This window comes from Streptomyces sp. NPDC048484 (assembly GCF_040651415.1).
GTDB lineage: Bacteria > Actinomycetota > Actinomycetes > Streptomycetales > Streptomycetaceae > Streptomyces.
Map to the genome: position 1 here is coordinate 126,575 of NZ_JBEZJY010000008.1, position 19,051 is coordinate 145,625.

21 protein-coding genes and 1 pseudogene are annotated in these 19,051 nt (G+C 70.2%); 20 read left to right on the forward strand and 2 right to left on the reverse strand.

Going from position 1 to position 19,051, the window contains the following annotated elements; genetic code table 11:
• Window positions 1–82 precede the first annotated feature (82 nt).
• Window positions 83–1,636, forward strand: coding sequence for a signal recognition particle protein (ffh, locus tag AB0D14_RS10575; protein ID WP_362776815.1), 1,554 nt, complete (start codon window positions 83–85; stop codon window positions 1,634–1,636).
• A 225-nt stretch (window positions 1,637–1,861) separates the two neighbouring features.
• Here the strand turns inward: ffh and AB0D14_RS10580 are convergent, their stop codons facing one another.
• On the reverse strand, window positions 1,862–2,719 hold the full coding sequence (locus AB0D14_RS10580; protein ID WP_362776817.1) for an SAM-dependent methyltransferase: 858 nt from the start codon (window positions 2,717–2,719) through the stop codon (window positions 1,862–1,864).
• A 380-nt stretch (window positions 2,720–3,099) separates the two neighbouring features.
• Between AB0D14_RS10580 and AB0D14_RS10585 the strand changes: the two are divergent.
• The 18 genes and pseudogenes from AB0D14_RS10585 to AB0D14_RS10670 all read left to right on the forward strand — a co-directional run.
• A pseudogene (locus AB0D14_RS10585) lies at window positions 3,100–3,345 on the forward strand (proline--tRNA ligase); the annotation flags it as partial.
• Between the two features lie 263 nt (window positions 3,346–3,608).
• Window positions 3,609–4,205, forward strand: a complete 597-nt coding sequence (locus AB0D14_RS10590) for a hypothetical protein (protein ID WP_362776819.1) — start codon at window positions 3,609–3,611, stop codon at window positions 4,203–4,205.
• 324 nt (window positions 4,206–4,529) lie between these two features.
• Window positions 4,530–4,949, forward strand: a complete 420-nt coding sequence (gene rpsP / locus AB0D14_RS10595) for a 30S ribosomal protein S16 (RefSeq protein ID WP_362776822.1) — start codon at window positions 4,530–4,532, stop codon at window positions 4,947–4,949.
• Between the two features lie 2 nt (window positions 4,950–4,951).
• Entirely contained in the window at window positions 4,952–5,191 is a 240-nt protein-coding gene (locus tag AB0D14_RS10600) for an RNA-binding protein (RefSeq protein WP_149515387.1), read from the forward strand.
• A 104-nt stretch (window positions 5,192–5,295) separates the two neighbouring features.
• The gene (rimM, locus tag AB0D14_RS10605) at window positions 5,296–5,937 is read left to right on the forward strand and encodes a ribosome maturation factor RimM (RefSeq protein ID WP_362776825.1); all 642 of its coding nucleotides are present in this window, start codon (window positions 5,296–5,298) and stop codon (window positions 5,935–5,937) included.
• Window positions 5,937–6,758 carry a tRNA (guanosine(37)-N1)-methyltransferase TrmD gene (gene trmD, locus AB0D14_RS10610; RefSeq protein ID WP_362776827.1) on the forward strand — a complete coding sequence of 274 codons (822 nt, stop codon included), beginning with the start codon at window positions 5,937–5,939 and terminating at the stop codon, window positions 6,756–6,758. The genes rimM and trmD overlap by 1 nt, the downstream gene beginning before the upstream one ends.
• A 136-nt stretch (window positions 6,759–6,894) precedes the next feature.
• The gene (rplS, locus tag AB0D14_RS10615) at window positions 6,895–7,245 is read left to right on the forward strand and encodes a 50S ribosomal protein L19 (RefSeq protein ID WP_362776830.1); all 351 of its coding nucleotides are present in this window, start codon (window positions 6,895–6,897) and stop codon (window positions 7,243–7,245) included.
• A gap of 44 nt (window positions 7,246–7,289) precedes the next feature.
• A complete protein-coding gene (lepB, locus tag AB0D14_RS10620) occupies window positions 7,290–8,072 on the forward strand; it encodes a signal peptidase I (RefSeq protein WP_362776833.1) in 783 nt (260 codons plus the stop codon).
• Window positions 8,065–9,171, forward strand: a complete 1,107-nt coding sequence (lepB, locus tag AB0D14_RS10625) for a signal peptidase I (RefSeq protein WP_362776834.1) — start codon at window positions 8,065–8,067, stop codon at window positions 9,169–9,171. The genes lepB (AB0D14_RS10620) and lepB (AB0D14_RS10625) overlap by 8 nt, the downstream gene beginning before the upstream one ends.
• The gene (gene lepB, locus AB0D14_RS10630; RefSeq protein ID WP_362776836.1) at window positions 9,155–10,006 is read left to right on the forward strand and encodes a signal peptidase I; all 852 of its coding nucleotides are present in this window, start codon (window positions 9,155–9,157) and stop codon (window positions 10,004–10,006) included. The genes lepB (AB0D14_RS10625) and lepB (AB0D14_RS10630) overlap by 17 nt, the downstream gene beginning before the upstream one ends.
• 80 nt (window positions 10,007–10,086) lie before the next feature.
• Complete coding sequence (lepB, locus tag AB0D14_RS10635) at window positions 10,087–10,827, forward strand: signal peptidase I (RefSeq protein ID WP_362776837.1); 741 nt, start codon at window positions 10,087–10,089, stop codon at window positions 10,825–10,827.
• 97 nt (window positions 10,828–10,924) lie between these two features.
• Window positions 10,925–11,401 (forward strand): NUDIX hydrolase, encoded by a 477-nt coding sequence (locus AB0D14_RS10640; RefSeq protein WP_362777034.1) that lies wholly within the window; start codon window positions 10,925–10,927, stop codon window positions 11,399–11,401.
• Between the two features lie 55 nt (window positions 11,402–11,456).
• Window positions 11,457–11,765, forward strand: coding sequence for a DUF2469 domain-containing protein (locus tag AB0D14_RS10645; RefSeq protein WP_005311352.1), 309 nt, complete (start codon window positions 11,457–11,459; stop codon window positions 11,763–11,765).
• Between the two features lie 131 nt (window positions 11,766–11,896).
• A complete protein-coding gene (locus AB0D14_RS10650; protein WP_362776840.1) occupies window positions 11,897–12,304 on the forward strand; it encodes a YraN family protein in 408 nt (135 codons plus the stop codon).
• A complete protein-coding gene (locus tag AB0D14_RS10655) occupies window positions 12,304–13,926 on the forward strand; it encodes a YifB family Mg chelatase-like AAA ATPase (RefSeq protein WP_362776842.1) in 1,623 nt (540 codons plus the stop codon). Before AB0D14_RS10650 ends, AB0D14_RS10655 begins: the two co-directional genes overlap by 1 nt.
• Window positions 13,923–15,065: a DNA-processing protein DprA gene (dprA, locus tag AB0D14_RS10660; RefSeq protein WP_362776845.1), complete on the forward strand. Its 1,143-nt coding sequence runs from the start codon at window positions 13,923–13,925 to the stop codon at window positions 15,063–15,065. The genes AB0D14_RS10655 and dprA overlap by 4 nt, the downstream gene beginning before the upstream one ends.
• A gap of 276 nt (window positions 15,066–15,341) precedes the next feature.
• Entirely contained in the window at window positions 15,342–16,178 is an 837-nt protein-coding gene (gene whiG, locus AB0D14_RS10665) for an RNA polymerase sigma factor WhiG (RefSeq protein WP_362776846.1), read from the forward strand.
• A 150-nt stretch (window positions 16,179–16,328) separates the two neighbouring features.
• The gene (locus AB0D14_RS10670; protein ID WP_362777036.1) at window positions 16,329–16,886 is read left to right on the forward strand and encodes a helix-turn-helix domain-containing protein; all 558 of its coding nucleotides are present in this window, start codon (window positions 16,329–16,331) and stop codon (window positions 16,884–16,886) included.
• A gap of 175 nt (window positions 16,887–17,061) precedes the next feature.
• Here AB0D14_RS10670 and AB0D14_RS10675 read toward each other — a convergent pair whose 3' ends face one another.
• Window positions 17,062–17,754: a M23 family metallopeptidase gene (locus AB0D14_RS10675; RefSeq protein WP_362776849.1), complete on the reverse strand. Its 693-nt coding sequence runs from the start codon at window positions 17,752–17,754 to the stop codon at window positions 17,062–17,064.
• Window positions 17,755–18,035: 281 nt separating this feature from the next.
• Between AB0D14_RS10675 and rpsB the strand changes: the two genes are divergently transcribed.
• On the forward strand, window positions 18,036–19,034 hold the full coding sequence (gene rpsB / locus AB0D14_RS10680; RefSeq protein WP_362776850.1) for a 30S ribosomal protein S2: 999 nt from the start codon (window positions 18,036–18,038) through the stop codon (window positions 19,032–19,034).
• The last annotated feature ends 17 nt before the right edge of the window (window positions 19,035–19,051 follow it).

Genomic DNA, 19,051 nt, shown 5'->3' on the forward strand with positions numbered 1-19,051 from the left:
GTGGAGACCCTTCCTTGTGCGGGCAGATACCCTGGAGGGCGGACCTGCCCCCCCGCCCCCGACTTGAGGATTCGCGACCGCCGTGTTCGACACTCTCTCCGATCGCCTCGCAGCGACATTCAAGAACCTTCGCGGCAAGGGGCGCCTGTCCGAGGCGGACATCGACGCCACCGCGCGCGAGATCCGTATCGCCCTACTGGAAGCGGACGTCGCGCTGCCGGTTGTCCGGGCCTTCATCAAGCAGGTCAAGGAGAGGGCCCTCGGGGCCGAGGTATCGCAAGCGCTCAACCCCGCCCAGCAGGTCATCAAGATCGTCAACGAGGAGCTCGTCGGCATCCTCGGAGGCGAGACCCGGCGGCTGCGCTTCGCCAAGCAGCCGCCGACCGTGATCATGCTCGCGGGTCTGCAGGGTGCCGGTAAGACCACGCTCGCCGGAAAGCTCGGCAAGTGGCTGCAGGGCCAGGGGCACACCCCGCTGCTCGTCGCGTGCGACCTCCAGCGTCCGAACGCGGTGAACCAGCTCAGCGTCGTCGGCGAGCGCGCGGGTGTCGGCGTCTACGCGCCCCAGCCGGGCAACGGCGTCGGGGACCCGGTCCTGGTCGCCAAGGACTCCATCGAGTACGCGAAGCAGAAGCAGCACGACGTCGTCATCGTCGACACCGCGGGCCGCCTCGGTATCGACACCGAGCTGATGCAGCAGGCCGCCGACATCCGCGACGCGGTCTCGCCGGACGAGATCCTCTTCGTCGTCGACGCGATGGTCGGCCAGGACGCGGTCAACACCGCGGAGGCCTTCCGCGACGGAGTCGGCTTCGACGGCGTGGTTCTCTCGAAGCTCGACGGTGACGCCCGCGGTGGTGCGGCGCTCTCCATCGCGCACGTCACCGGCCGCCAGGTCATGTTCGCCTCCAACGGCGAGAAGCTGGACGACTTCGACGCGTTCCACCCGGACCGCATGGCGTCCCGGATCCTCGGCATGGGCGACATGCTCACGCTGATCGAGAAGGCCGAGCAGACCTTCTCGCAGCAAGAGGCCGAGAAGATGGCCGAGAAGCTGGCCTCCAAGAAGGGCCAGGACTTCACGCTCGACGACTTCCTGGCCCAGATGGAGCAGGTCAGGAAGATGGGCTCCATCTCCAAACTGCTCGGCATGCTTCCCGGCATGGGCCAGATCAAGGACCAGATCAACAACCTCGACGAGCGCGACGTGGACCGCATGGCCGCGATCATCAAGTCGATGACTCCGGGCGAGCGCCAGGAGCCGACGATCATCAACGGCTCGCGGCGCGCTCGTATCGCCAAGGGTGCCGGTGCCGAGGTCAGCGCGGTCAAGGGTCTGGTCGAGCGGTTCTTCGAGGCCCGCAAGATGATGTCCCGTATGGCCCAGGGTGGCGGTATGCCGGGAATGCCCGGGATGCCGGGCACGGGCGGCGGGGCCGGCCGGGTGAAGAAGCAGCCCAAGAAGGCCAAGGGCAAGCAGCGGTCCGGCAACCCGATGAAGCGCAAGCAGCAGGAGGAAGAGGCTGCCGCGCGCCGGGAGGCCGCGGGACAGTCCGGCGGCGCGTTCGGCCTGCCGGGCGGTCAGCAGCCCCAGGACTTCGAACTGCCGGACGAGTTCAAGAAGTTCATGGGCTAGAAGTACACGGACTGGAAGTACATGGGCTGGGGGTGACCCCTGGCCCGTCCGGGCCGGCAGTAGGGGCCTGGGGGTGCAGCCCTCGGCAGGGTCGGGAAGGGCAGGGGCGGCGGGGGCGAGACCACCCCCGCCGCGGACGCGTACCTCTCAGACCAGGCGTTCAGGCCGTCCGGTCAGGCCATGCGTTCAGGCTGTCCTGTCAGGCCACGCGTTGAGGCCATGCGTTCAGGCCGTCCGTGCGATCAGATACCGGAAGACGTTCGGCATCCACACCGTCCCGTCCCGCCGCGCGTGCGGATGCAGAGCCTCCCGCACCTCTTTGTCGACCTGAGCCCGATCCGTGGCCGTGACGGCCGAGTCGAAGAGCCCGGTGGACAGAAGCCCCCGCACCGCGTTGTCCACGTCCGCGTACCCGAAGGGGCATGCGACCCGCCCGGAGCCGTCGGGCCGAAGACCGGCACGCCGGGCCACCTCCTCCAGGTCGTCACGGAGAGCCGGGCGCCAACTGCCCGTACCGCGCAGGGGATCCGCGAGCTTGGTGGCGACCCGCAGGACCGAGGACGTGGCGCACCGCTCCGGCGGTCCCCAGCCCGCGAGGACCACGGGGACCCCCGGTCCGACGAGCGGAGCCGCCGCCGCCAGCGACTCGGCGAGCCCTTCGGAGTCGCCGGCCACACACCCGACCGGCTCGAAGGCGGTCACCAGGTTGTACGCCACTGTCGCCGCGTCGCCGATGTCCGCCGGCTCCCCGTCCGTCAGCCGCGCACCGGCACGCGCGCGTGTGCCCCACGCCTCGGGCAGCAGGCGCTCCCGCGCGAGCGCCAGTCGCTCCGGCGCGCGAGCCTGGAGACCGGTGACCGAGGCGCCGCGCGCCGTAGCCATCAGCAGCGCCAGGCCGGACCCGCAACCGAGCCCCAACAGCCTGGTCGAGGAGCCCACTTCGAGTCGCTCGTAGACGGCCTCGTAGAGCGGTACGAGCATCCGCTCCTGAATCTCGGCCCAGTCACGCGCGCGTGCCCACTGATCCACCTGGGGCGCAGCCCCCGAGTGAGGTAGGTGCTGCCGCACGAGCGTAGGTGTCATCGAATGTGCCCCAATCCACCGAGAGTTGCTTCTGAGCCCCGCTTCTTCACCCCCGTGCAGTGCGCTCGCACTCCCCCCGTATGCCAGGAAACTCCGCGCTCGTCGTGGCGTCCAGGGGTTGAGGCGCCCGGTTTGCGTACCATCGGCGCGCGCCGCGAAAATTCACATACCGGCAACATGTGCCCCTGCGAAAGAGTCATGGCGAAGGCCCTGATCCTCTGTCCGGGCGAACGATCGGACGTCGGGAGGGCCCGGCGTCGTGGATGGCCGGATCGGGTCGTACGACGATGACAGTGGGTTGCGGCTGCCGCCGCGCCCCGCCCCGTACGGCCCTGGTCCTCGCCACCGAAGGTGAGGATGCGGTTCCGGCCAAGGTCGGCGAGCGCCGGGAGCCACGTACCTCGGAGGTGCCGGAGGTCACGGAGGCCTTCGAGGCCGCTGTCGCGGGTGGCGGGGCGCCTGTCGCGCGAGCCTCTCTTCTGCCCCCTCGGCCCCCTTTCGGCGAAGAGGTGCAGACCGGGCTCGCCGCGCACGCGCCGACCGTAGGGTGTCTGGTGGCCGAGGACGGGCCGGTGCCCGAGGCCGAGGGCGCACCCGGTAACGTCGCCGTCGTGGCCCGCGCCTACTGGGCCCCGGCATTCCGCCGTGAGAAGGACCGAAACGCCTCTTGCGCATCCGGCGGCCCCAGGTGCCCCGACGCGCAGACAGCGCCTACACGCTGGAACGTACACGTCACTACGTACCGGCTAGGTGGGAACTGTGAGGCTTCTCCGCAGATCAGCGCACCCGCCCTCGTCAGGACGCATCAGTGGCAACTGACGGGTACGTGCAAAATATTTGGGATGCCCCGGAATAGGAACACAGAGGCACCTCGGCTCGTTGTCATTACGTGAGCACGACACCACCTGTTCTCGCCGCAGAGCTGGCAGGGGCGTGGGCCGACATTCAGCGGCACCACCCCGAGCTGCCAGATCTTGCCGCGCCAGAGTCCCTGATCGGGGAGTCGTCGTCCGCCTGCGGACACGAACTCTCCTTCGAGCGACTGCTTCACGAGGCAGTCCACGGCATCGCCGCCGCCCGAGGAGTCCGTGACACCTCCCGCGCCGGCCGTTACCACAACCGCAGATTTCTCGCGATCGCCGAGGAGCTGGGTCTGGACCACCCCGAGGAACCGCATCCCAGCAGCGGCTTCTCACTGGTCACGCTCAATCCCGAGGCGAGGCGGCGCTACCGCCCGACGATCGAGCGGCTGCAGCGCGCCCTCAAGGCGCACACAGTCGCGACCTCCGCCGACACGGCCCGCAGTTTCCGGGGCCCGGCCGCCCGCCACGGCTCCTCCGGAGGGGGCGTGCGGGTGAAGGCGGTCTGCGACTGCGGACGCAACGTCCGCGTTGTTCCGTCGGTCCTCGCACAGGCGCCGATCGTGTGCGGAGGGTGCGGGAAGCCGTTCCGTATCCCGGAGGTGGTCGGCGCGGCGGCGGGCTGAGCGGGCAGCTGACACAGCGGCGGGCCGTCGTACCGCCGGGGTGGTGCAGGAGAGCGCGGCGGCACTTCGTGGGTGCCGGCTCGATCGGTGCCCCACCTCGACGGTGGCGCCGGGCCCGGCGCCACCGCGGGCCGACCGGGACCGCCCGGGGCCTGCCCGGTGCAAGGCGCCCGTCAGGGTGTGGCAGAATAGCCAGCTGTACTCGCAGCCGCACAGGACCCCTCTCTCCTCCGGCTGACGCGTCCATCGGGCACTCGGGTACCGCAACCCCACGCGGCAATCTCGCCGTGCCCAACCACGTCAAGACCAGGAGAGACCACTCCCGTGGCAGTCAAGATCAAGCTGAAGCGTCTGGGCAAGATCCGTGCGCCTCACTACCGCATCGTCGTCGCCAACTCCCGTACCCGCCGTGATGGCCGGGCCATCGAGGAGATCGGCCTGTACCACCCGGTGCAGAACCCCTCGCGTATCGAGGTCGACTCCGAGCGTGCGCAGTACTGGCTGGGTGTCGGCGCGCAGCCGACCGAGCCCGTGCTCGCCATTCTCAAGCTGACCGGCGACTGGCAGAAGTACAAGGGCGAGCCCGCCCCGCCCCCGCTGCTCGTCGCGGAGCCGAAGGCCACGCGTCCGTTGTTCGAAGCCCTGGGCGGCGACAACGAGGGCAAGGGTGAGGCCATCACTCAGAAGAAGAAGACTGAGAAGAAGGACGAGGCCGCCGCCGAGTCCGCGTCGACCGAGGCCTGAGCATGCTCGAGGAGGCTCTCGAGCACCTCGTGAAGGGCATCGTCGACAACCCGGACGAGGTACAGGTCGCTTCGCGCGACCTGCGCCGCGGGCGCGTCCTCGAGGTCCGGGTCCACCCCGACGACCTCGGTAAGGTGATCGGCCGTAACGGCCGCACCGCGCGCGCCCTGCGCACCGTCGTGGGCGCCATCGGCGGCCGCGGCGTCCGCGTCGACCTCGTCGACGTGGATCACGTCCGCTGACGTACTCGTAGCACCGGCTCGGGCCGGGGAGGGCCACAGGGCCGTCCCCGGCCCGTGGTCGTCCACGCGGTAATGCAGTGGACACACGACAGGAGATCAGGCAAGTGCAGCTGGTAGTCGCGCGGGTGGGCCGCGCCCATGGCATCAAGGGTGAGGTCACCGTCGAGGTACGCACCGACGAGCCGGAGCTGCGGCTCGGGCCCGGTGCCGTCCTGGCCACGGACCCCGCCTCGGCCGGTCCGCTGACCATCGAGACCGGGCGGGTGCACAGCGGCCGCCTCCTGCTGCGCTTCGCGGGCGTACGCGACCGCAACGGGGCCGAGGCGCTGCGCAACACCCTGCTGATCGCCGAGGTCGACCCGGACGCGGTGCCCGAGGACCCGGACGAGTACTACGACCACCAGCTCATGGACCTGGACGTCGTCCTGAAGGACGGCACCGAGGTCGGGCGGATCACCGAGATCTCGCACCTGCCCTCGCAGGACCTCTTCGTGGTCGAGCGCGCCGACGGGACCGAGGTGCTGATCCCGTTCGTCGGTGAGATCGTCGTCGAGATCGACCTGGAGGAGCAGCGGGCGGTCATCGACCCGCCGCCCGGTCTGATCGACGACAAGGCGGAAATCGCCTCCTCCAGGGAGGCGGACGGCGTCTCGGGCGAGGAACCGGTCTCCTCCGGGGAAGCGGCCTCCTCCGGGGAGGCCGGAAACAGCTCCGGTGCGGGCAGCGGCCCGGAAGCCGGCGCCTGATGCGGCTCGACGTCCTCACGATCTTCCCCGAGTACCTGGACCCCCTGAAGGTCTCCCTCGTCGGGAAGGCACGCGCGCGTGGACAGCTGAATGTGCACGTGCATGATCTGCGGGAGTGGACCTACGACCGGCACAACACGGTCGACGACACCCCCTACGGCGGCGGCCCCGGCATGGTCATGAAGACCGAGCCCTGGGGCGACGCGCTGGACTCCGTCCTGGCCGAAGGCTACGAGACCGGATCCCGCGGGCCCGTCCTGGTCGTCCCCACGCCCAGCGGCCGCCCCTTCAACCAGGAACTCGCCGTCGAGCTCTCCGAGCGCCCCTGGCTGGTCTTCACGCCCGCCCGCTACGAGGGCATCGACCGCCGTGTGATCGACGAGTACGCGACCCGCGTGCCCGTCTACGAGGTCTCCATCGGCGACTACGTGCTGGCCGGCGGCGAGGCGGCCGTCCTCGTCGTCACGGAGGCCGTGGCCCGGCTGCTGCCGGGCGTCCTGGGCAACGCCGAGTCGCACCGGGACGACTCGTTCGCGCCGGGGGCCATGGCGAACCTCCTGGAGGGGCCGGTCTACACGAAGCCGCCCCAGTGGCGCGGCCGGGAGATCCCGGACGTGCTGCTCAGCGGCCACCACGGCAAGATCGCCCGCTGGCGCCGGGACGAGGCCCTGCGGCGCACGATCGCCAACAGGCCGGACCTCATCGAGCGCTGCGACCCCGCCGCTTTCGACAAGAAGGACCGGGAGATGCTCTCCATCCTGGGCTGGCAGCCGGGCCCCGACGGTCGATTTGGGCGCAGGCCCGACGCCGTGGAAGAATAGGCGATTGCTGTACGTCGTCCAGCGTGCGCCCCTGCCACAGGGGGACATGACGCCCGCCCCGACGAGAACAGCCCCCTTTCTGGAAGCACCTACTTCCGTCGATGACCTGTGGCATCGGCGAAGAAAGCAGACGATCATGTCCAACCTGCTCGATTCTGTCGACTCCGCGTCGCTGCGCAGCGACGTCCCGGCCTTCCGCCCGGGTGACACCGTCAACGTCCACGTCCGTGTCATCGAGGGCAACCGCTCGCGTGTGCAGCAGTTCAAGGGCGTAGTCATCCGCCGCCAGGGCGCCGGTGTCCGCGAGACCTTCTCCGTCCGCAAGGTCTCCTTCTCCGTCGGCGTCGAGCGCACCTTCCCGGTGCACACCCCGATCGTCGAGAAGATCGAGCTCGTCAGCCGCGGCGCCGTACGCCGCGCGAAGCTCTACTACCTCCGTGAGCTGCGCGGCAAGGCCGCGAAGATCAAGGAGAAGCGCGACAGGTGAGCTCGCGCGGGGCCCGTGTGAGGGCCGGATAGCATCTGGCCCACATGGACGCCGAAGCACAGCAGACGGAGCGCGACCGCTCCTCCCACCCCGCCGTATCCGAGGAGATCTCGGACACACAGGGGGCGGAGGGACGGTCGCGTTTCGCGTTGGTGAGCCAGGCCGCCGACCGGGTTCCTGGCGGACGGATCAGCCTGACCGTGCTGTTCTGTCTGTTCTCCCTGCTGCTGCTCACCCGCTTCGTGATCCAGCCGTTCGAGATTCCCAGCGGCTCGATGGAGCCCGCATTGAGGATCGGGGACCGCGTTCTCGTAAATAAGTTGGCGTACCGTTTCGGTGCTGAGCCGAGGCGCGGTGACGTCGTCGTGTTCGACGGCACCGGTTACTTCGGCGACGCCGACTACATCAAACGTGTCGTCGGCGTGGGGGGAGACCATGTGGTCTGCTGCGACAGGCAGGGGAGGATCGAGGTGAACGGCCGTCTCGTCGACGAGTCGACGTTTCTGTACCCGGGGGACGAGCCGTCCGAAGTGCCCTTCGAGGTCGTCGTGCCCGGCGGCACCCTCTTCGTCCTCGGTGACCACCGCGGCAACTCGAGCGACTCCCGCGACCACCTCGGCTCCCCGGGCGGCGGCATGATCCCCGTAGGTGACGTGATCGGCAGAGCCGACTGGGTCGCCTGGCCCCTCGGCCACTGGACCGGTATCGAACGCGCCGGTGGCTACGCGCGCGTGCCCGCCGCCGCGGGCCGGCCAGCCCCGGGAACGGGCGAGGCAGCGGCCGAGGGAACGGCCGAGCGGAAGTCCGCGGACGGTGTCCATGGGTAACCGCGGCAAGCCCCGCGGCACCCACAGTGCCGCCGAGGACCTCCTGCCCACGGGCTCCCGGCGTACGGGCGGCCCCGTGATGCCCGGCCGGGCCGACCGGCGCAAGCTGGCCCGGCGGGTCAAGCGGCGAAGGCAGCGCTCGGCGGTCAAGGAAATACCCCTCCTGATCGGTGTCGCCCTGCTCATAGCGCTCGTCCTGAAGACGTTCCTCGTGCAGGCCTTCGTGATCCCGTCGGGTTCCATGGAGCAGACGATCCGCATCGGCGACCGCGTCCTGGTCGACAAGCTGACGCCGTGGTTCGGCTCGAAGCCCGAACGCGGCGACGTCGTCGTGTTCAAGGACCCCGGTGGCTGGCTGGAGGACGAACAGCCGGTGGCGAAGACGGACGATCCCATCGTTGTCAAACAGGTCAAACAGGTGCTGACCTTCATCGGTCTGCTGCCCTCCGACAACGAACGGGACCTGATCAAGCGGGTCGTCGCGGTCGGCGGCGACACCGTCAAGTGCTGTGACGCCCAGGGGCGCGTGACCGTCAACGGCATGCCGCTCGACGAGCCGTACATCAACCCCGGCGACAAACCCTCGTCGCTCGTCTTCGAGGTGAAGGTGCCCGCGGGGCGCCTCTGGGTGATGGGCGACCACCGGTCCAACTCCGCCGACTCCCGTTATCACCGCACCGAGAAGTACAACGGCACCATTTCCGAGGACGTCGTGGGCCGTGCCATGGTCATCGCCTGGCCCGTCGGCCACTGGAGCAAGCTCAAGGAGCCGGAGACCTACACGTCCGTACCCGACGCGGGCGGCGGAGCGACCACCGCCCTCGAGACGTCGCATAGGGTGGCCACCGCGGATCGATACGGATTGATCGCGCTCCCGACCCCTGCGGAACTCCCGCTCGTTATGGGAGTGGTGGGCCTGCGTCGTATCCGTCGCAGGCGGCGGCACGGAGTGAGGAGTGGATGTGGGGGATTTGGCGGTCGGCGCACGATCCGGACACGAGGGCCCCGAAGAGCGGCCGGAGCGATCCGAAGAGCGACCGGGACGATCCGACGACACGGTCCCCCCGTCCGCAGAGGACGTCGTGCCCCCCGGAGCTGACTCCGGTGACGACGGAGGCAGAGACGAGCGGGACGCCGACGGCGCCGATTCGGCGCCGAAGAAGCCGCGGTCCTTCTGGAAGGAACTCCCGCTGCTCATCGGCATCGCGCTGGTTCTCGCGCTGCTGATCAAGACTTTCCTGGTGCAGGCGTTCTCGATCCCCTCGGACTCGATGCAGAACACCCTTCAGCAGGGTGACCGCGTCCTCGTCGACAAGCTGACGCCGTGGTTCGGCTCGGAGCCCGAGCGCGGCGAGGTCGTCGTCTTCAACGACCCCGACAAGTGGCTGGCGGGCGAGCCGACGCCGAACCCGAACGCGATTCAGACGGCCCTCAGCTGGATCGGCCTGATGCCCTCCTCCGAGGAGAAGGACCTGATCAAGCGCGTCGTCGGAGTCGGCGGCGACACCATCGAGTGCAAGGACACCGGTCCGCTGAGGGTCAACGGCAAGGCGCTGAACGAGCCTTACGTGTACCCGGGCAACACGCCCTGCACGATGGACGACGGCGGTGGCCAGTTCAAGCTGAAGGTTCCCGATGGCAAAATCTGGGTCATGGGCGACCACCGGCAGAACTCGCTGGACTCCCGCTACCACCAGCAGGACAAGAACAAGGGCTTCGTGCCCGTGGGCAACGTCGTGGGCCGCGCCATCGTCGTCGCCTGGCCGCCCACCCGCTGGTCCACACTGCCGGTGCCGGACACCTTCGACCAGAACCTGAGCGCCGCCGCTCCGGGGACCCTCGGGCTCGCGGGCGCGGTGCCGCTGGTGCTGTGGCGCAGGCGTCGCCTTACCGTCGGGAACACCAGGGTTTCTGGGTCGCGTACCGCCGGGTAGGGTGCCGTCCCAGATCGCCGATCTTCCGTGGCCCGGACGTGGGCCGCGGGGGGCGATTCTCCGAGTTGGGGAGCACTGGGATGAGCGGGACAAGTCGTACGGACGAGGGCCATGGACGGCTCGGCAGCAAGCTGTCGGGGCTGGCCGTGGCCCTCGGCTGTGTGCTCTTCCTCGGTGGATTCGCCTGGGGAGCGGTCGTCTACCAGCCGTACACCGTGCCGACCGACTCGATGTCGCCGACCATCGCGGGCGGCGACCGGGTGCTCGCCGAGCGGATCGACGGCTCAGAGGTCGAGCGCGGTGACGTCGTCGTCTTCAAGCAGGCCAGTTGGGGCAACATGCCCCTGGTCAAGCGGGTCGTCGCAGTCGGCGGGGACACGGTGGCCTGCTGCACGCAGGACAAGCTGACCGTCAACGGCAAGAAGATCGAGGAACCGTATCTGCCGAAGGGCAGCGCGGCCGAGTCGTCCACGATCCCGACCATCGAGGTGCCCGAGGGCCGGCTCTTCCTGCTCGGCGACGAGCGCAGCGGCTCGCTGGACTCCACCGCCCATCTGACGGAGGCCGGTAACGGCACGGTGCCGCGCAGCGCGGTGAACGCGCGCGTCGACGCCGTGGCCTGGCCCATGGACGGCATGCTGGCCCGCCCCACCGGCTTCGAGGCGCTCGGCGGCCTTTCCGATCCGGGGCCTCTGCGACTGGTCCTCACGATGATCGTGGCGGGCGGGGTGCTCGTCCTGGGCGGGGCGGCGTACGGGCCGATCGCCAAGCGCACGGGACGCAGGCGCAGCCGTACGGGGGAGCAGGCACTTGCCGGCTGAGGCGTCTTTGCCGACGGCAGGCGGGGCCGACAGCTCGGGCGCGGGTCACGAAGGCACGGGCGAGCCGTCGGCCCCGGCCCCCGGCGAGCTCGGTGAGCTGCGGAAAGTGGCCCGGGTGGTGCTGTTGGATCCGCGGGACCGCATTCTGCTGCTGCACGGCCACGAACCCGAGGATCCGTCGGACAACTGGTGGTTCACACCGGGCGGCGGTCTGGAGGGCGACGAGACGCGGGAAGAGGCCGCGCTGCGGGAACTCGCGGAGGAGACCGGCATCACCGAGGTGGAGCTGGGTCCGGTGCTGTGGCGACGGACCTGTTCGTTTCCCTTCGCGGGGCGCCGCTGGAGCCAGGACGAGTGGTACTACCTGGCCCGTACGGCACAGACGGCGACCCGTGCCACGGGGCTGACCGAGCTGGAACGGCGCAGCGTCGCCGGAGCGCGCTGGTGGACGTGCCGGGAACTTCACCGGGCACATGAGACGGTGTATCCGACCAGACTCGCCGGGCTGCTGCGCAGGCTGCTCGACGAAGGGCCCCCGGCCAGGCCCGAGACCCTCGACACGGAAATCGTCTAGGGGCTCGCGGGGCTGGCGCACAATAGGGGGACGCACGGCTGAAGGGGAACATGCCATGAGCGCCGAGGACCTCGAGAAGTACGAGACCGAGATGGAGCTGAAGCTCTACCGGGAGTACCGCGATGTCGTCGGTCTGTTCAAATACGTGATCGAGACCGAACGGCGTTTCTACCTCACCAACGATTACGAGATGCAGGTGCACTCGGTTCAGGGCGAGGTGTTTTTCGAGGTGTCCATGGCGGATGCCTGGGTGTGGGACATGTATCGACCGGCTCGGTTCGTGAAGCAGGTGCGCGTCCTGACATTCAAGGATGTGAACATCGAGGAGCTGAACAAGAGCGACCTGGAGTTGCCGGGCAGCTAGGGGCAGGTCCTGGAAGTCCTGCGGCGGCCGCTCGTGTGGGTGACTGAGTTGTCCACAACCGAGCGGCCGTCCACCAAGATCCAATAGCGGATCGGTATGGACTCACTGTTGGCGCCGGAGGTGGTGCCGACATGAATACTTCCAAGGCATCCAAGGCATCCGGGGCGCCCAGGGCGTCCAAGGCGCGCAACGCACTCGGCAAGTACGGCGAGGACCTGGCCGCTCGGCGGCTGGTCGAGGCCGGCATGACCATCCTGAAGCGCAACTGGCGCGCGGGCAGGACAGGCGAGATCGACATCGTGGCCCAGGACGGCGACGCCCTGGTCGTCTGCGAGGTCAAGACCCGCCGCACGGGGTCCTTCGAGCACCCGATGGCCGCCGTGACCCCTGTGAAGGCCCAGCGCCTGCGCGGCCTCGCTGAACGCTGGCTGCAGGAACACGGAGGGGCCCCACCGGGCGGCGTCCGCATCGACGTCGTGGGTGTTGTGCTGCCCGACCGCGGCGCCCCCGTCGTGGAGCACGTGCGAGGGGTGGCCTGATGGGCTTCGCGCGTACGTGTTCGGTGGCCCTCGTGGGCGTGGACGGCGTCGTCGTCGAGGTCCAGGCGGACCTGGAGCCCGGGGTCGCCGCGTTCACCCTGGTGGGGCTGCCCGACAAGAGCCTGACGGAGAGCAAGGACCGTGTCAGGGCGGCCGTGGTCAACTCCGGCGGCGAGTGGCCGCAGAAGAAACTCACCGTGGGCCTCAGCCCGGCCTCGGTGCCGAAAGGCGGCAGCGGGTTCGATCTCGCCATCGCCTGCGCGGCCCTGGGCGCCTCCGAGCGCATCGATCCACGCGTGCTCGCCGACCTCGTGATGATCGGCGAGCTGGGCCTGGACGGACGGGTCCGGCCCGTACGGGGTGTGCTGCCGGCCGTGCTGGCCGCGGCCGACGCGGGATACGAACAGGTGGTGGTGCCCGAGTGCGCGGCCGCCGAGGCGTCGCTGGTGCCCGGCGTGTCCGTGCTCGGTGTCCGCAGCCTTCGACAGCTCATCGCCGTCCTCACGGACGAACCCGTACCCGACGAGGACCCGGACGAGCCGGGCCGGACCGATCCGCTCGCGGGGCTGCGCATGCCGGGCACGGGCGCGGCCACGGGCATGCAGAGCGTGGGCGCCGCCCAGTACGACCACGGACACGACCTCGCCGACGTCATCGGCCAGTTGTCGGCACGGACCGCGGTGGAGGTCGCCGCGGCCGGCGGCCACCACCTGTTCCTGGAGGGGCCACCGGGAGCGGGCAAGACGATGCTCGCCGAGCGGCTGCCCGCCATCCTGCCGCCGCTCGGCCGGGGTGAGTCCCTGGAGGTCACGGCCGTCCACTCGATCGCCGGTCTCCTGCCGCCCGGCAAACCGCTGGTCGACGTCGCTCCCTACTGCGCCCCGCACCACTCGGCGAGCATGCAGGCTCTGGTCGGGGGCGGCCGGGGAGTGGTACGGCCGGGCGCGGTGTCGCTCGCGCACCGGGGAGTGCTCTTCCTCGACGAGACACCCGAATTCAGCAGCCATGCCCTTGACGCGCTGCGCCAGCCCCTGGAGTCGGGGCACGTGGTGATCGCGCGCAGCGCCGGAGTCGTGCGTTTTCCGGCACGGTTCATGATGGTGCTCGCGGCCAATCCCTGCCCCTGTGGCCGCTTCTCGCAGCGGGAAACCGTGTGCGATTGCTCGCCCTCCGCGATCCGCCGTTACCAGGCCCGGCTCTCCGGACCGCTGCTCGACCGCGTGGACCTGAGGGTCGAGGTCGACGCGGTCACTCGTTCCCAGCTGACGGAGCGGGGTGCGCGGGGTGAATCCACCGAGACGGTCGCCGACCGGGTCCGGGTGGCCAGGGAGCGGGCCGCCACACGTCTGACGGGCACCCCCTGGCGCACGAACAGCGAGGTGCCGGGCCGCGAGCTGCGCAGCCGGTGGTACGCGTCTCCGGGCGCCATGGACGACGCGGAGCGCAGTCTGGAGCGAGGTGTGCTCACCGCCCGGGGATTCGACCGTGTCCTGCGGGTCGCCTGGACCGTCGCGGATCTCGCGGGTCGTGACCGGCCCGAGGCCGCAGACGTGACGCTCGCGCTGCAACTGCGGACCGGGGTTCCCCGGGGGGTGCCGATGGCGATCGGGGCGTCGTCGTGAGCGCGGACGAGGAGCGGCTTCACCGGGCCCTCCTCGCACGTGTCGTCGAGCCGGGGGACGAGATCTGCGGGCGATGGCTACGGGAGAGCGGTGCCGGGGAGGTGGCCCGACGCCTCGCCGGAGGCGGTCAGCAGCTGCCTGGCGTGACGGACACGAGATGGGCGGGCCTGCGGGCCCGGGCCGAGCGGGCCGACCCGGAACGGGACCTGGTGATGGCGCGGGACAGCGGGACGCGGTTCGTGTGTCCCGGCGACGCCGAGTGGCCTGCTCAACTGGACGACCTCGGGGACGCGAGGCCCCTCGGGCTGTGGGTGCGAGGGCGGCCCAGCCTGCGGATATGGGCTCTGCGCTCGGTCGCGGTCGTGGGCGCGCGGGCCTGTACCGAGTACGGCGCCCACATGGCCTCCATCCTTGGCGCCGGGCTCGCGGAGCGCGGATGGGTCGTGGTGTCGGGAGGCGCCTACGGCGTGGACGGGGCCACGCACCGCGGCGCGCTCGGGGCGGGCGGCGCCACCGTCGCCGTGCTCGCCTGCGGGGTCGACCGGCCCTATCCACGCGGCCACACACAGTTGATCAACAGGATCGCCGAACAGGGTCTGGTCGTGGGCGAGTTGCCGCCCGGTGATCACCCGACCCCGAGCAGGTTCATCCTGCGCAACCGGGTCATCGCGGCGTTGACGCGCGGCACGGTGGTCGTCGAGGCGGCCTACCGGAGCGGTGCACTGGTGACCGCCCGAGCCGCGCAACGGTTGGGCAGATTCACGATGGGAGTGCCCGGGCCGGCCAGCAGCAGTCTCTCGGCGGGTGTGCACGAACTCCTGCGCGGGGAAGCGGTGCTGGTTACCGACGCCGCGGAAGTGGCCGAGCTCGTCGGCGACATGGGCGAGCTGGCCCCGGCCCGGCGGGGGCCGGTTCTGCCGCGCGACCTTCTGCACCAGGCAGCCGCCCGGGTGCTGGCCGCGCTGCCGGCCCGGGAGGCGGCATCGCGGCAGGAGATCGCCAGGGGCGCCGGGACGAGCGAGGACGACGCGGTCGCGAGACTGTACGAACTCCGCTCACTTGGCTTCGTCGAACGACACGGCGACGGCTGGAAGTTGACACGCCAGGCCGCGATGTCCATCGGTGAGGGCCGTGAGTGATGTTGACCGAGAGTGTTCGGCCGTCCGGGGGACTCCCGAAGCCCTTGGGGTTCCCCGTAGTTGGCGTCCCGCGGTGGTTACTCACGGCGACGGCCGTGACCCCCGGGGGCGGCAGCGGAACGTATCTGCGCACGGTGAGTCCACCAGTGTTCGCACACTGCGACGCTCCAGTCACGCTACGCTCACATGGATCCCGACTCAGACAGGCAACTCGACATCAGACCGACAGCTCACGCAGTCACCACCGGTTCACTGCAGAACGGCACAAGGCGACGAATGCCCCAGCACACCTCCGGGTCTGACCGGGCGGCAGTTCCCCCCGCTGCGCGCGGCGGCGTGCGGCCGCCCGCCCCCTCGACGCTCGACGAGCTGTGGAGGTCGTACAAGACCACGGGCGACGGGCGGCTGCGCGAGCAGTTGATCCTGCATTACTCGCCGCTGGTGAAGTACGTGGCGGGCCGGGTGAGCGTGGGACTGCCCCCCAATGTGGAGCAGGCGGACTTCGTCTCGTCGGGTGTGTTCGGGCTGATCGACGCCATCGAGAAGTTCGACATCGAGCGGGAGATCAAGTTCGAGACGTACGCGATCACGCGGATTCGGGGCGCGATGATCGACGAGCTGCGGGCGCTCGACTGGATCCCCCGGTCCGTGCGGCAGAAGGCACGCAACGTCGAGCGCGCCTACGCGACGCTGGAAGCGCGGCTGCGGCGTACTCCGTCGGAGTGCGAGGTGGCCGCCGAGATGGGGATCGCGGTCGAAGAACTGCATGCGGTCTTCGGTCAGTTGTCGCTGGCCAACGTCGTGGCCCTGGAGGAGCTGCTGCATGTCGGCGGTGAGGGCGGCAACCGGCTGAGCCTGATGGACACGCTGGAGGACACCGCGGCCGACAACCCGGTGGAGGTCGCGGAGGGTCGTGAACTGCGGCGCTTCCTGGCGCGGGCCATCAACACACTGCCCGACCGGGAGAAGACGGTGGTCACTCTCTATTACTACGAGGGGCTCACCCTCGCCGAGATCGGTAACGTGCTCGGGGTGACGGAGAGCCGCGTCAGTCAGATCCACACCAAATCGGTGCTCCAGCTGCGGGCGAAGCTGGCGAGTTTTGGCCGCTGACCTGGTTGGATCCGCTCTCCTTGATGCGCGGCGGCGAACCACGGCGTGACCTCTCCCGCGCGGACGGACGCAGCTCCCCTGGGCGGGAGACTCCCGTCCTGGGCGCGGCGTCCGTAAAGTGGGAGCGTGCCAAGGATTCGAGCGGCCTCCGTGGCCGAGCACCGGTCGATGCAGCGAGCCGCCCTGCTGGACGCGGCTCGGTCACTGCTGTCCGAGCGCGGGACGGAGGCGCTGACGTTCCCGGCACTCGCCGAGCGGACAGGTCTCGCGCGCTCGTCCGTGTACGAGTACTTCCGGTCCCGGGCGGCAGTCGTCGAAGAGCTCTGCGAGGTCGATTTCCCGCTCTGGGCCGCCGAGGTCGAGTCGGCGATGTCGCTGGCCGGGACACCCGAGGGCAAGGTTGAGGCGTATGTCCGCCAGCAGCTCGCCCTCGTCGGGGACCGGCGGCACCGGGCCGTGGTGGCGATCTCGGCGAGTGAGCTCGACGCGGGCGCGCGCGAGAAGATCCGGGCCGCGCACGGGGGGCTCGTCGCGATGATCGTGGAGGCGTTGCGGGACATGGGGCACGAGCAGCCCCGGATGGCCGCGATGCTCCTCCAGGGGATAGCGGACGCGGCGGTGCGGAGGATCGAACTCGGCGCGGCCGAAGAGCCCGGAGTGATCATTGACGCCGCCGTCGCCATGGCTCTGCGAGGCGTGCGGGGCTGAGACACCGGCCCTGAGGCATTCGGGGCCGCCCGGTGGACGAGGAGCGGTGCCCGTCCCGGCGGATGGTGCGCGAGTGTCCTCCCCGCCCCCTCCGCGCCCCGCCCCCTCCCCGCCCCCTCTCCCTCCCTCCTTCTTTCCGGCCCCTGCCTTTCCGGGCGGAGGCAGGGGCCGTCCGTCATAGGGGCGTCGCGTCGGACGTCGCTTCCGGTACCCCGGTGACCGGCAGCAGGCGTGAAGGGCCCCGGCCGAGCAGCCACGCGGGCAGCAGGGACAGCGGGTCCAGGTAGGTGTCCACCCGCCGCAGTCCCCAGTGCAGACACGACGCCGGGCAGTGGGGTCCCGCCTGCTCCAGTACGCCGACCGCCTCGCCCGCGGCCACCACGGCGCCCTTCTTCACCGTCGCCCGCACCGGCTCGTACGTCGTGCGCAGGGGAGGGTCTCCCGTGCCGGTCAGCTCGACCGAGACGACCCCGCGGCCCGCGACCCGGCCCGCGAAGAAGACGCGGCCGGCAGCGACGGTCCGGACCGGGGCGCCGGTGGCCGCGGTGAGGTCGACGCCCCGGTGCCCCCGGCCGTAGGCGGTCGCCGGCGGTTCCCAGCCGCGTGCCACCGGCGGGCGCGACCCCACCGGCCAGGCGCGGCCGACCGTGGGGACCGGCGGGTCCACGCCACCGGACCCATCACCGGACCCATCACCGGACCCACCGTTGGAGCCGCCACTGAAGCCGCCGACGGAGCCGGCGCCCAGGTCGCCGCCGCGGGCGATGGCCGCGGGCCCGCCGGGTACAGGGCCGAGTACCAGCGCGGCGGCCATCAGGAAGGCCGGCAGCAACGTCGGCCACGTACGAAGAAATCGCTCTGCTCGCATGGGAGAACGGTCCCGTGCGCGACGCCGAAAAGAGGATCATGGCCGGGATCTGTGGAGTACCCGTCAGTTGTGGACAACGGCGTCATCCGGCACCTCGCGGGTCCCGTACACTTCTTGTGGCGATCCGGGTCACCGGGTCGACTTCGCACGCCCCGACATCAGGTCGTCAAACAGCCGATGTCAGCGCCCCTCGGTCCCTTGTGGCAAGGCGCAAAGCGGGCGTCAGGCGCGACCGCCGTCCGGCGGACGCGGCACAACCGAGAACACCAAGGAGTACGGCCATGGCCGTCGTCACGATGCGGGAGCTGCTGGAAAGCGGCGTCCACTTCGGTCACCAGACCCGTCGTTGGAACCCGAAGATGAAGCGCTTCATCTTCACGGAGCGCAACGGCATCTACATCATCGACCTGCTCCAGTCGCTGTCGTACATCGACCGCGCCTACGAGTTCGTCAAGGAGACCGTCGCCCACGGCGGCACGGTCATGTTCGTCGGCACGAAGAAGCAGGCGCAGGAGGCCATCGCCGAGCAGGCGACCCGCGTCGGCATGCCCTACGTGAACCAGCGCTGGCTGGGCGGCATGCTCACCAACTTCTCGACCGTCTACAAGCGCCTGCAGCGCCTCAAGGAGCTTGAGCAGGTCGACTTCGAGGATGTGGCCGCGTCCGGCCTCACCAAGAAGGAGCTGCTCGTCCTCTCCCGCGAGAAGGCCAAGCTGGAGAAGACCCTTGGCGGTATCCGCGAGATGTCCAAGGTGCCCAGCGCCGTCTGGATCGTGGACACCAAGAAGGAGCACATCGCGGTCGGTGAGGCCCGGAAGCTCCACATCCCGGTCGTCGCCATCCTCGACACCAACTGCGACCCCGACGAGGTCGACTACAAGATCCCGGGCAACGACGACGCGATCCGCTCCGTCACGCTGCTCACCCGCGTGATCGCCGACGCCGTCGCCGAGGGCCTCATCTCCCGTTCCGGCGCCGGCAAGGCCGCCGAGGGCGACAAGGCCGCGGGCGAGCCGCTCGCCGCGTGGGAGCGCGACCTGCTCGAGGGCGGCGAGAAGAAGGCCGCCGAGGGTGACGAGACCGCTGCCGAGGCGCCCGCCGCCGACGCTCCGGCCGCCGAGGCCGAGGCGCCTGCTGCTGAGGCTCCGGCCGCTGAGGTCGAGGCGCCTGCTGCTGAGGCTGAGGCGCCCGCCGCCGAGGCCCCCGAGGCTGAGGTTCCGGCTGCTGCCGAGGCCGACGCCGCCGAGGCCGAGAAGCCCGCCGCGGCCGAGCAGGCCTGACGATCCAGCGTCACGGT